Source organism: Puia sp. (assembly GCF_035546395.1).
Lineage (GTDB): Bacteria > Bacteroidota > Bacteroidia > Chitinophagales > Chitinophagaceae > Puia.
The window spans coordinates 70825-83265 of record NZ_DASZXR010000014.1; the positions used below are offsets into that span (position 1 = coordinate 70825).

10 protein-coding genes are annotated in these 12441 nt (G+C 58.0%); 3 read left to right on the forward strand and 7 right to left on the reverse strand.

Features of this window, described 5'->3' with window-relative positions; all coding sequences use genetic code 11:
* The first annotated feature begins 9 nt into the window (after positions 1–9).
* From VHE34_RS12965 to bshC, 3 genes are all read left to right on the forward strand, one after another.
* On the forward strand, positions 10–1488 hold the full coding sequence (locus VHE34_RS12965; protein WP_325588511.1) for an aldehyde dehydrogenase (NADP(+)): 1479 nt from the start codon (positions 10–12) through the stop codon (positions 1486–1488).
* Positions 1489–1492: 4 nt separating this feature from the next.
* On the forward strand, positions 1493–2494 hold the full coding sequence (locus VHE34_RS12970) for a 4-hydroxyproline epimerase (RefSeq protein ID WP_325588513.1): 1002 nt from the start codon (positions 1493–1495) through the stop codon (positions 2492–2494).
* A gap of 127 nt (positions 2495–2621) precedes the next feature.
* Positions 2622–4229: a bacillithiol biosynthesis cysteine-adding enzyme BshC gene (gene bshC, locus VHE34_RS12975; RefSeq protein WP_325588515.1), complete on the forward strand. Its 1608-nt coding sequence runs from the start codon at positions 2622–2624 to the stop codon at positions 4227–4229.
* 5 nt (positions 4230–4234) lie between these two features.
* Here the strand turns inward: bshC and VHE34_RS12980 are convergent, their stop codons facing one another.
* Genes VHE34_RS12980 through VHE34_RS13010 form a run of 7 tightly spaced genes read right to left on the reverse strand, consistent with a single transcriptional unit; the run spans position 4235 to position 12248 of the window.
* Complete coding sequence (locus tag VHE34_RS12980; protein ID WP_325588517.1) at positions 4235–4849, reverse strand: hypothetical protein; 615 nt, start codon at positions 4847–4849, stop codon at positions 4235–4237.
* Between the two features lie 60 nt (positions 4850–4909).
* Positions 4910–5479, reverse strand: a complete 570-nt coding sequence (locus VHE34_RS12985) for a 2,3-bisphosphoglycerate-dependent phosphoglycerate mutase (protein WP_325588519.1) — start codon at positions 5477–5479, stop codon at positions 4910–4912.
* Positions 5480–5504: 25 nt separating this feature from the next.
* On the reverse strand, positions 5505–7934 hold the full coding sequence (gene treY / locus VHE34_RS12990) for a malto-oligosyltrehalose synthase (protein WP_325588521.1): 2430 nt from the start codon (positions 7932–7934) through the stop codon (positions 5505–5507).
* Positions 7935–7943: 9 nt separating this feature from the next.
* Positions 7944–9764 carry a malto-oligosyltrehalose trehalohydrolase gene (gene treZ / locus VHE34_RS12995; RefSeq protein WP_325588522.1) on the reverse strand — a complete coding sequence of 607 codons (1821 nt, stop codon included), beginning with the start codon at positions 9762–9764 and terminating at the stop codon, positions 7944–7946.
* Positions 9761–10738, reverse strand: a complete 978-nt coding sequence (locus VHE34_RS13000; RefSeq protein ID WP_325588524.1) for an MlaD family protein — start codon at positions 10736–10738, stop codon at positions 9761–9763. Before VHE34_RS13000 ends, treZ begins: the two co-directional genes overlap by 4 nt.
* Positions 10735–11502: an ABC transporter ATP-binding protein gene (locus tag VHE34_RS13005; RefSeq protein WP_325588526.1), complete on the reverse strand. Its 768-nt coding sequence runs from the start codon at positions 11500–11502 to the stop codon at positions 10735–10737. Before VHE34_RS13005 ends, VHE34_RS13000 begins: the two co-directional genes overlap by 4 nt.
* Positions 11499–12248: an ABC transporter permease gene (locus VHE34_RS13010; RefSeq protein WP_325588528.1), complete on the reverse strand. Its 750-nt coding sequence runs from the start codon at positions 12246–12248 to the stop codon at positions 11499–11501. Before VHE34_RS13010 ends, VHE34_RS13005 begins: the two co-directional genes overlap by 4 nt.
* Positions 12249–12441 lie beyond the last annotated feature (193 nt).

A 12441-nucleotide genomic window follows, 5' to 3' on the forward strand; every position in this document is an offset into this window, starting at 1 on the left:
TATTATCCCATGCCTTATCAAGATCATTCGCCTGCCGAGATCGACCAGATGATGCAGGCTGCCCGGGAAGCCTTCCCTGTATTTCGCAATACGACTCTAAAACAACGCGCCGACCTGATGCGGGCCATCGCCCGGGAGCTGGAAGCAGGTGGTGACGAGCTGATCCGGACGGCGATGCGCGAGACGAACCTGCCCGAGGCCCGGCTGAAGAACGAACGTGCGCGGACCCAATTCCAACTGACAAGCTATGCCGAGGCCTGTGAGGCCGGTCACTGGCTGGAAGCGCGGATCGATACCGCAGTGCCGGAAAAAGGGGATCCCGATGTCCGGAAGTTGCAGGTAGCCCTGGGTCCCGTGGTGGTCTTTGGCGCCAGCAATTTTCCCTTTGCCTATTCCACCGCCGGAGGCGATACGGCCTCTGCGCTTGCTGCCGGCTGCCCGGTGATCGTCAAGGCGCATCCCGCGCATGCCGCCACCTCGGAGCTCGTGGCGGAAGGCATCCGGCGGGCCGTTGCGGCAGCGGGATTGCCGGCCGGCGTCTTCGCCCATGTACATGGCGTCAGCAACGAGATCGGCAAGACCCTGGTAACGCATCCGTATACCCGCGCGGTAGGATTTACGGGTTCTTATGGCGGCGGCAAGGCCCTCTTCGACTGGGCCAACCAGCGTAAAGAGCCAATCCCGGTGTTTGCGGAGATGGGTAGCATCAACCCGGTGTTCCTGTTGCCGGGGAAGCTCAAGGCATCGGCGAAGGAGCTGGCGGGACAACTCGCGGGTTCCGTTACGCTGGGCACGGGGCAGTTCTGTACCAATCCCGGCCTGATCCTGGGTATCGAGGGAGAAGAATTGAATATATTCATAAAAGAGCTCGGCGACGCGATCGAAAAGTCGGCGCCGGGGACGATGCTCCATCCGGGCATCGCCAGGGCCTATGGGGAAAAGCGCCAGGCGGCGCTGAGCCAGTCCTCCGTGGAGACCGTGGCCGTGGCGGCGACCGCCCCTGCGGCCAACCAGGGCGTGCCGACGATCGCTTCCGCGAAGGCGGAAGCCTTTTTCAAAAATCCTTTGCTGCACCAGGAAGTATTCGGACCTTATTCGCTGGTCATCCGTTGCGCCGACGGGGACGAGCTGGTAAAGGCCGCCCGGCATCTCGAAGGACAACTGACCACCTCGCTGATGGCGACCGACGAGGATCTGAAGAAGCACCCTGCGCTGGTGGAAGCCGCCCAGGATATCTGCGGCCGGTTGATCCTCAACGGCGTCCCCACAGGGGTGCGTGTCAGCCTTTCGATGCAGCATGGCGGGCCTTTCCCCGCTACGACCGATAGCCGGTTCACATCGGTAGGCGCCGACGGCATCAAACGCTGGGTACGGCCCCTGGCCTACCAGAGCTGGTCCGATGCGTTGTTGCCGGACGCTTTGAAAGACGCCAATCCCCTCGGGATCTGGCGGATGGTAAACAATCAATTGACCCGAGACCGAATTTAATTAAATGAAGAAGAACTTTTTTTGCGTCGATGCGCATACCTGCGGCAATCCCGTGAGACTGGTGGCCGGCGGCGGTCCCCTGCTGAACGGGGCGAACATGAGCGAGAAACGTCAGCATTTCCTGAAGGAATACGACTGGATCCGCAAGGGTCTGATGTTCGAGCCGCGGGGTCATGATATGATGAGCGGCAGCATCCTCTATCCGCCGCACGATCCGCAAAACGACGTGGCCGTGCTGTTCATCGAGACCAGCGGCTGTCTGCCGATGTGCGGTCACGGAACCATCGGCACCATCACCATCGCCCTCGAAGAAGGGCTGATCCAGCCAAAGACGCTGGGAAAGGTCCGGATGGAGGCTCCGGCGGGACTCGTGCTCATCGAGTACAAGCAGGAGGGTAAGAAGGTGAAGAGCGTCAAGCTGACCAATGTGCCGGCCTACCTGGCCGCGGAGAATATCACGGTGGAATGCCCTGACCTGGGCCCATTGAAAGTCGACGTCTCCTATGGCGGGAACTTCTATGCCATCGTCGATCCCCAGGAGAACTTTAAGGGGTTGGAAGACTATTCGGCCGACCAGCTGATCAGTTGGAGCCGGGTAATGCGCAAGCGGATCAACGAACAGCACGAGTTCGTCCATCCCGAGAACCCCACCATCCATAGCTGCACGCATATCCTCTGGACCGGGAAGACCATCGATCCGAAGGCCACGGCCCGGAACGCGGTTTTCTATGGGGATAAGGCCATCGACCGGAGCCCCTGCGGCACCGGCACTTCGGCCCGGATGGCCCAATGGTTCGCCAAGGGAAAGCTAAAGGAGGGGGATGTGTTCATCCACGAGAGCATCATCGGATCGAGCTTTACAGGCCGGGTCGAAAAGGCGGTGACGGTAGCCGGAAAACCGGCGATCGTGCCGAGCATCGAGGGCTGGGCGAAGATCTATGGCTATAATACCATCAGCATCGACCCCGAAGACGATCCCTATGCCTATGGGTTTCAGGTCTTGTAGCCTGAGCCTCACTAAGTAATAGGTTAGCTTTGAACAAAGTGACCGTTGGTCTGTTGTAGGTTCCATTCGAATAAATTACCCCGGTCGATTTTCGTTTGTCGGCGGGAGGTGATAAATTCGCTGTCTTATGGAGTGGAAATCGACGAATCTCACCTACCGCCAGACCGGCTATTTCTCCCGTCTTATTACGGACTACCTGGATGAGGCTGAAAATTTATCTCCTTTCTATTCCTATCCCGCCAATGCGGAAGGCCTGCGATCGGCCCTGGAGGCGCGTAAGGCCGGGAAGCCCGTGGACCGGGCCACGCTTGTGAGCCAGCTGGAGGAGCAATATGCGGGGATCGCCGATGCCTTTGGGGATGCCCCGAAGGTCAGGGAGAACATTGCAAGCCTCGCCCGGCCCAATACCTTCACGCTTTGTACGGCGCATCAGCCGGCCATCTTTACGGGTCATCTTTACTTTGTATACAAGATCCTGCACACCATCCGCCTGGCCGAATGGATGGCGGAGCAGTATCCGGAGCATCACTTCGTGCCGGTGTTCTATATGGGCAGCGAGGATGCCGACCTCGAAGAGCTGGGACAGATCGCCCTCGGCGGCGAGCACCTGGTCTGGGAGACCAAACAATCCGGCGCCGTGGGCCGCATGAGCACCAAAGGACTGGACAAGCTCTATCACCGTATCGATGGAGAGCTTTCGGTACAGCCCTATGGCCGGCAGCTGATGGCGCTCCTGAAAGAGGCCTATCTCGAAAGCCCCGATATCCAGACGGCGACGTTCAAGATGGTGCACCGGTTGTTCGCAGAGTGGGGCCTCCTCGTCCTCATCGCGGACAAAGCCGCTTTCAAAAAACAGATGATCGCCGTCTTCGAGGACGATCTCTTCCGGCAGGAGCCCTCGCGCATTGTCGGCGAAAGCATCGACCGGTTGAGTAAAAGCTATGATATACAGGCGAATCCCAGGAATATCAATCTTTTTTATTTAAAGGATGACCTTCGTGGAAGAATTGAAAAGGTGGGCGACGACTACAAGGTTCATGGCTCCGCGCTGGCCTTTACGGAAGCCGGGATACGCGAGGAACTGCACCGGTTCCCCGAGCGCTTCAGTCCGAATGTGATCCTGCGCGGTCTGTTCCAGGAGACGATATTGCCCAATCTTGCCTTTATCGGCGGCGGCGGGGAAACAGCCTACTGGCTCGAGCTGAAAGGGCTGTTCGATCACTACCGGACCCCCTTTCCGGTCCTCGTCTTGCGAAGCAGTTTCCAGCTGGTGGAAAAACAATGGATGGAGAAGATGGAGCGCGCCGGATTTGGCGTCGAAGATCTTTTCCGGGATGAGCAGGACCTGATGACGGAGCTGGTCAAGCGGGACTCCACCCAGACGCTTAGCCTGGAAGAAGAGATCGCCGTAGCCAACCAATATTATGAGAGCCTGAAGGCGCTTGCCCGGCCGGTGGACCCTACGCTGGAAGAGCATGTGGCGGCTTTGCAGGTGAAAGCCATCGAGCCGATCCGGCTGCTGGAGAAAAAGTTGTTGAAAGCCGAGAAACGGAAGTTCGGCGACCAGCAACGGCAGATCCACCAGGTAAAGGAAGCTTTGTTCCCGGGAGGCAACCTGCAGGAGCGCGTTGAAAATATCCTTCCCTGGTATGCTCTCCATGGGCCGGGGATCATAAAACAGCTTTACGCCCATTCGCCGGTATGGGGCGGGTTCGTGGTGTTGGTGGAGTCCTGATCTACTTAATAATCTTTATAGACCCAGATGTCCCAGTAACTGCCGGGCTGTTCAAGCTTGAACGCATCCTGGCTTTGTTTTTTCGGATTGAAGGTAAAGGCCAGCGGCCATCCGACAGAAGGTTGGTTGCCGGTTGGCGAACAGGAATTGCCAAAGCAGAGATTCCAGTTGGGAGTGACGGCCCCCGTTTGCGTGAGGCTGATCGCGACGGTAGTATCGCCCGGAATTACCAGACCGTTGGCTGCGGTGATGTTGATCTCCCCGATATTATCCGGGATCCAGGTAGCCGACCAGCCACCCGAACTTCCCGATGCCGGAAAGACGACCGGTGGAAAGTTCAGGATGCTGTCATGCGGTACCGTTACCACGCCGTTGACAATATAGATCTTCATGCTGGCATCATCGGAGAAGGTGTCATTGAAAACATCACTGCTTTTGTAAACATTCATCAGGAAGGATACGTAGAAAACGGCGCTATCGTACACCTTTTTTTTGGGCAGGGTGTCGGAATCGTGCTTGTTATTATTGTTGTTATCGGAATTCTTCGAGCAGCCGAACAGGGAATAGACGGCGACTCCAAAGCACACGAAAAGGATATGCCAGCGGTTGGGGGAGGGCATGTGTTGGTTGTTTCACCAAATCTACTCCCCGGTTATTCGTCCCGCAATAGAACAAAAGTACTATAGATGATAAAACCGGGGTACGCCGGTGGCCAGGTCGACGTGCGCGATGTCGTCTTCACTGATCTTTTCCAGGTACATCATCAATGCCCGCAGGCTGTTGCCATGGGCGACGACGAGGATATTCTCTCCCTTTTGCAGCAGCGGGAGGATATGGCCCTCATAGTAGGGAATCACGCGTTTGTATGTGTCTTCCAGGCTTTCGCCGCCGGGGGGCCGCACCGTATAGCTTCTTCGCCAGATGGCGACCTGCTCTTCGCCGTATTTCTTCGCGATATCCGCCTTGTTGAGCCCCTGTAAGTTGCCATAGTTGCGCTCATTGAGGGCGCGGTCGCGGGTCACCGGTAGGTCCGGCTGGTGGGCGGCTTCCAGCAGCAGCGACATTGTCTCGATCGCTCGTTGAAGCACGGAGGTGAAGCCGTGGTCGAAGGGAGTGTCTTTTAGTTTTTCGCCGGCGGCCTTTGCCTCTTCACGGCCCTGGGGCGTGAGGGGAACATCGGTCTCGCCGGTGAACAGGTTCTGGAGGTTATAGGTGCTTTGGCCATGACGGACGAGGACGAGCACGGGCATGGGAATGATTTGCGGTAAATATACGTCATCGTGCGGTTGCGAGGATAAGGGGCTTTTGGCCTGGCGGCCATGCCAGTTTGTTTTCGATGGCGGTTAGCTTTTCGCCGGTGAAGGCATGGGTCCATTGTTGCGGAGCCTCCGGGGGCAGCGTGAGCGATACCGCATCGGGGCTGTCTTTTCGGATAAGCGGCACGGCGACCAACACCCAATCCTCATCCTGATGACGGATAAAGGCGAGCAGGGGTCCTTCGGTTTTGAGCGGCAGATAGTCCCCTTCGGAAAATACTTTTGGCAGGCGGTTGCGGACGGCGAGGCTGCGATAGAGCGTGAAGATCTTTTCCGTCCCCTTTGGCGGTGGATGACCGCCCACTTCGGCTTTTTGCAGCTCGTCCAGCAGGGAGATGCGAAGCGCATAATCCACGGGTCGGCGGTTGTCGGGATCGACGAGACTGGTCTCCCATAGCTCCGCGCCCTGGTAGATATCGGGGATACCCGGCATCGTTACCTTCAGCAGCAGCTGGGAGAGGCAATAGACGGAGCTGCGGCGGATAACGCTTTGGGCAAAGGGGGCGAAGGATGCAAGGAAGGGCGAGCCTGTTTGCAGGATCGCTTTGACGAAGGCCTGGCATTGTCCTTCATAGGCTTCGTTGACGTCCGTGTAGTGCGTTTCGGTATCCGCTTCCCGGAGGGCCTTTGTAAGGTAGGTGGCGAATCGTTCCCGAAAGCTGTTGGTGATCCTGCCGTCTTCGGGCCAGGCGCCCAGCAGGGCCTGGTAGATCAGGTATTCGTCGTTGGGCGATGGGGCGGGTTGATTCAATTGTTGCCATTGGGTCACGGCGCCTATCCATTCCCCTGGGATCGCACTGAGATAATTCAGCCGGATGCGGGCGTCTTCGCCGCGTTTGGTGTCATGAGTGGTCGTAGCATTGAGGGAATGCGGTTGCTTGGATCGTCGCACTTGCATCCTTCGGTGGAATTCTTCCGGCGGGATGCCTGCAAGAGCAGGGCTGTCGCCCACCTCGCAATGCGAAATATAGGGGTTGTAGACGTAGAAGACGGTGTCTTCGATGCCCTTGGCAGCGAGAGGACCGGTGAACTGCATCAGTCGCCGGAGGAAGGGCAGTGCCTGTTCCTGCTCGCCAAGCAGGGCGAGAAGATCCAGCCCGGCCGCGAGTTCGGGCTCGGATTGCCGGGCCCGGTCAAGGGCTTTCGAGAACATCCCGCTGTCGGTTGCGCCGACGCCTTCGGCATCGGGATAAGCACGGTAGGTCGGAAAGGAGGCCATCCAGACCCCGAGGGCCTCTTTTAAGCGGTCGGGGTCTTTCCCGCCGGCCTGCGGCAGGGCAACCAGCCGGTTGAAGAGATTCTCCCATTCGCCGCCCATCTTCCGCCGGAGATAGTTGTGTTTTCGCTGGTATACCAACCCTTCATAAGAAGGGATATCGATCACCTTCTCCCTGTAAAAGGCCAGCAGCTGCCGGCTTCCGGCCGCATCGGTCAGCAGTTGGTTGATATCCGCCAATGCCTCATAGCCTGTTGTTCCCTGCACGGGCCAGTCTCCGCGCAGCGGTTCGTCGCGATGCAGGATCTTTTCGACGACGATATAACATTCTTCGCCGAACACCTGCCGCAGTCGCGTGAGGTAAGCTTTGGGATCGGCAAGGCCGTCGATGTGATCGACACGCAGGCCGTCGATCCGGCCTTGCTCCATCCAGTGCCGGAGAGAGGCATGCCAGCCGTCGAATACCGCCTCTTTCTCCATACAGAGGCCGATCAGGCTGTTGACGGTGAAGAAGCGCCGGTAGTTGATATGTTCGTCGGCAAGCCGGTAGTGGGTTAGGATATATGGAAGCCGGTGCAGCAATTGGCCGAGAAGGCCGGGTTGGGCGTTGATGGTTTCGGGCCCGCCGGATTTGTCGATCCAGTCTGCAAGGTCGGGATTGACGGGTAGCTCGGTGTCGAAATAGCGGATAGCAAAGCCTTGAGGCGTCGCCTGCAGGCTCAACTCCCGTTTTTGCAGGCATTCGTCGAGGGGGCTGCCGAGGATGGGCATCATGAGCCGTTCGCCCAGCGGTTTGGCCGGCGGGTCATTGTCGATATCGAACCAGCCGAAGAAAACGCTGTCGCGCCCGCGTTGCAGCACCTCATACATCCAGGGATTGCTCGTCGAATAGGCCATGTGGTTGGGGACGATATCCTGTATCCACCTCATTCCAAAGCTCCTGAGGGATGTCGCCAGTCGCTGCCAGTCCTCTTCCGTCCCGATCTCCGGACTCAACACGAGCGGGTTGGTGACATCATAACCGTGCTGACTGCCTTTGGAAGCGGTGGTAAGGGGTGAGGCATAGACGGCATCTATGCCGAGCCGGTGCAGGTAGGGTAGTATCACCTCGAGATCACGAAGGGTAAACTTGTCATTGAGCTGGACGCGATAGGTACTATTGGGAATAAACATGGTGACGATTCAGTTTCTTTTCTTTTCATAGATGACCACCGACTGTGGAGCAATGTGGATCGATGCGCCTGAGGGCAGATCGATGGCTGCGGTAGATCCGGGCCCATTCCAGCATTCGTCGGCCGAGTCGAAGATCTTTGTCAGATGTTGCCAGGTGATATTCTCATGCGTGACGGCTGAGTCGCCATAATGGAACCAGATGAAGATATGATCGTTCAATATCTTCCGCTCGATGGCAAGGGTCTGACGAAGGGCAGGGTGGACGATCATCGTATCGCGTGTCCGTCCCTGGAGTGCGGGCCGGGTCTGCCGGAAACGGATGAGATGCTTGTAATAGCGAAGCAGCGTGGCGCCTGGCTCCTCCACCGCCTGCCACCACGCCAATTGGCTTTCGAGGAAGGTTGACCCGGCTTGTGGATCGGCGAGGGGAGAGCCGTCGCTAAAGTCCGCGAATTCCGCGGCCCTTCCCTCGCGGATGGATTGGATCAGCGCCGGATCATTGAAGGATGCGAAATATTGAAAGGGATGGGTCTCGCCATATTCTTCCCCCATGAACAACAACGGGACATAGGGCGACAGCAGGACGGTCGCCGCGGCCAGCTTCAACTGCTGGAAGTTCAGCCAGGCGCCCAGGCGTTCCCCCCTGGCCCGGTTGCCGACCTGGTCATGGTTCTGGGCGAAGACGACAAATTGATCATACGGAATGTGATCGGCGCGGCCACCAAAGGTCCGTTTCCGGTGAGGCGAGTAGACCCCATCGTACACATACGTATTGCGAAACGCCTTTTCCAGCTGAGCGATCGAGCCGAAATCGGAATAGTAAGACCGGGTCTCCCCGGTCATCAGGGCGCGTAGCGCGTGGTGGAACTCGTCGTTCCATTGCGCATCGAGGCCATACCCTCCTTTTGAAGGCGGGTTGATGAACCGGGGATCGTTGAGGTCCATTTCCGCAATGACGAGTTTCGGGCGGCCGGTGAGCATCCCGATGTCTGTCGCCAGCTCCTTGAGCTGCAGAACAAAGGGAACGGCGCTGGTGTCCAGAATGGCATGCACCGCGTCGAGCCGGAGACCGTCGGCGTGGAGTTCTTCGAGCCAGAGACAGGCGTTGCTCAAAAAGTAATTGCGGACGCCGTCTGAATAGGGACCGTCGAAGTTGATCGCGGAGCCCCAGGGGGTCTTATACCGTTCGGTGAAATAAGGACCAAAATGAGGCAGGCGATTGCCTTCGGGACCCAAGTGATTGTAGACGACGTCGACGATCACGGCGATGCCCTTGCGATGTGCCGCCTCTACCAGCCGGTGAAAACCGCCGATGCCGCCGTAGGAATGCTGGATGGCGAACGGGAAAACGCCGTCATAACCCCAGTTGCGATCGCCGGGGCATTGCGCCAGGGGCATGATTTCAAGAACGTTGACGCCCAACTGCTGGAAATATTCCAGCCGTTGGATAATGCCGTCGAAGTCGTGGGTGGGGCAGAAGGCGCCGGTATGGAGCTCGTAGATGACGGCATTGCTGAGCGGTATACCTTGCCAACCGGCGACGGTTTCGGTGAAGCGGCGGCGGTCGACGACGGCCGACAGCCCATGCACTCCATCCGGCTGGCTGAGACTCGCCGGGTCGGGGAGCACGTCGCCGTTATCGATGCAAAAGCCATATCGGTCGTTGATACTAACCTGCAGGGATATCTTCCAGTACTCACCGGCCCGCCGCATCGCGTGACGGGCGTTCGCATGGAAAAGTTGGACGCTTTCGGCCAGGGGGGCCCAAACAATGAAATCCGTAACGGCGGGATCATACCAGGCGCCGACCGGTTGTAGCAATCGCTTCATGGCTTTTTCTTTTCTTCCTTTTCTTTTTTGCGAAAGAAGCCACGCAGCAGGAAATTATGCTGGAGGGCTTCGAGATCATCACTCAGTTCCTTACTGCTGATGCGCACATTCTTCAAAGTGCGCTGGAGATCGGCGCCGGCATCTTCGTCATGGAGAAGAATGCCGACGGGAGCATTCTTGTCGTTAAGGCCTTCACCGGCCTGCTTTAACGAGGAAGTGAATTCGCCGGCCTGGTTCGCGGCCTCATTGAGCCGGGTTGCCGCACCCTTTATCCGGTTGAACACCGTGGTGTCGGTGGCGAGCCGGCTGGCCAGACCATCCGGTTGTTTTAACCGGGTGGAAAATTCCTCGAGATTGGCAATAAGTCGTTCGCTGTTGGCGGCGGCCGCGCGCAGGTGCTCGATGGAGATCTTGAGATGATCGGCAATGGCGGGATCGTTGATCAGTTTTCCGATGGTGCCCCGTCCCTCGCTGAGCCGCCGGCTGATGGTCTTCAGGTTGCCCGTGATCTCGAGCAGATTGGCGTTGCTGGCCTGCAGGGTGGCGAACATCTCCTGGGTCCCGGGCAGGTGCACGCTTTGCAGGCTGTCGTTGTCGGCGATCGGTCGTGCACCGTCTGTACCGCCGCTGATGACGACGATCTTATTGCCAACGAGGCCGTCGGTGCTGACCCGGGCGCGGGCGTCGCCGGCGATGTGCGGCGCAGCCTTCTTCTCGATGCTGAGCGTCACTGCCACCTGGCTGTTGTGATAAAAGTTGATCGATTTGACGGTGCCCACTTTCATGCCCGAGAGCCAGACATTGTTGCCGGGCTGCAGACCCTGCACGTCGTCGAAGAGGATATGGACCCGAACGCTCTTCACGAATGCCTTGTGCTGCCCGCCGATGGTGAACACTGCGGCGACCAGGATCAGGATGCCCAGGGTGATAAAAATACCCACGGCCATTCTCTTGGTGGTATTGATCTCGTTCATGGGGTTGAGATGAAGTTATAGTTATAAAAGTCCTTTACCCTCGCGTCATCGCCGGCAAACACTTCTTCGAAGCTGCCCTGCCGGAGGAAACAGCCCTCTGACAGCATTACGACCCGGTCACCGGTTGCCTTTGCGCAGGTGAGATCATGCGTAATGATCACCGAGCTGGTATTGTACTGCTCCTGCACCTCGTTGATGAGCTCGTTGATGTTTGCGCTGGTCACCGGGTCCAGGCCCGCGGTGGGTTCGTCATAGAGCATGATCTCCGGCTGCAGGATCAGGGTGCGGGCGATTCCGATCCGCTTCTTCTGGCCGCCGGAGAGCTGCGAGGGCATCTGGTCGATGGTTTGTGAGAGCCCCACATCCTCCAGCACCCTGGCGACGGCCGCGTCGATCTCCTTACGGCCGAGGTGCCGCTTATTGCGGACAAGTGGAAATTCCAGGTTGGCGCGCACATTCATTCCGTCATACAGCGCGCTGCTCTGGAAAGAGAACCCGATTCGCGTACGCAAGGCCTGCAAATCCCGGGGACGGAGGGACCGGATGTCCTCACCCAGCACGGTGACCGAACCGGTATCGGGGGTGAGCATCCCCGCGATGATCTTGATCAGCACCGACTTGCCGCTTCCGCTACGGCCCAGCACAACGAGATTTTCGCCTTTGTATACGTCCAGGTCGACGCCCTTGAGGACCTCGAGCGAACCAAAGCGCTTGCGGATATTGCGCAGGCGGATGACGGGTTCTTTATGTATGGTGTCGGTCATTTGAGATAACTGTTAACTAATTGCACGATGATCATCTCTTCGATGAAGATCAGGAACATGGACACGACTACGGAAGTATTGGCGGCCCGGCCGACGCCCACCGTACCCTGGTCGGCATTGTAACCGTTGTAGCAACCTGCGAGCCCGATCGTAAATCCATAGACGGCCGACTTGAACACGAGCACATAGATGTCCAGGAAGCGGATACGCACGAAGGCCGACTGGAAAAAAAGAGAAAAGCCGGTTTGTTCATTGGTATGGACATTCAGATAAGCCCCCAGCATCCCGACCAATCCCATATAGGAGGCCAGGACGGGTACGACGCAGGTCGTAGCGATGATCCGGCTCACCACCAGGAACTTGAATGGGTTGGTGGAGGACACTTCCATGGCATCCACCTGTTCGGTCACCTTCATCGAACCCAGCTCCGCACCGATGTTGGAACCTACTTTACCGGCGATGATCAGCGCCGTCACCAGCGGCGCCAGCGCCCGGATGATGGCGATGGCCATGAGCGAAGGCAGCCAGGAGGTGGCGCCGAACTCGGCCAGCGAAGAGCGGGATTGTTTGGTAAAGACGAGCCCGGTGATAAACCCGGTCAGGGTAATGATCGAAAGGGAACGGATGCCGACCTCGAAGAACTGGTCCCAGATGGCCTTGAATTCATAGGGCGGGATGAAGGCCTCCTGGAAAAAACGGAGCGCAAACCTATAGATATCATACACGCGTAAAAAAAAGGCCTTCATTCCGGTACAGGGTAAAATTGTATGCCACTGTCCGCGGCCGGCGGATGGGAAGGAATTTCCACAGGACCGCGCCGGACCACCTGGACCGTTTGGGGCCGCGCCGGACCCCGGGGTCCCTTGTTCGGAATTTTCCAAAAATTACACTTTCGTTCCCGCGTTGGGATTTGTCCTGAAATTGGCACAGGCGTACTGA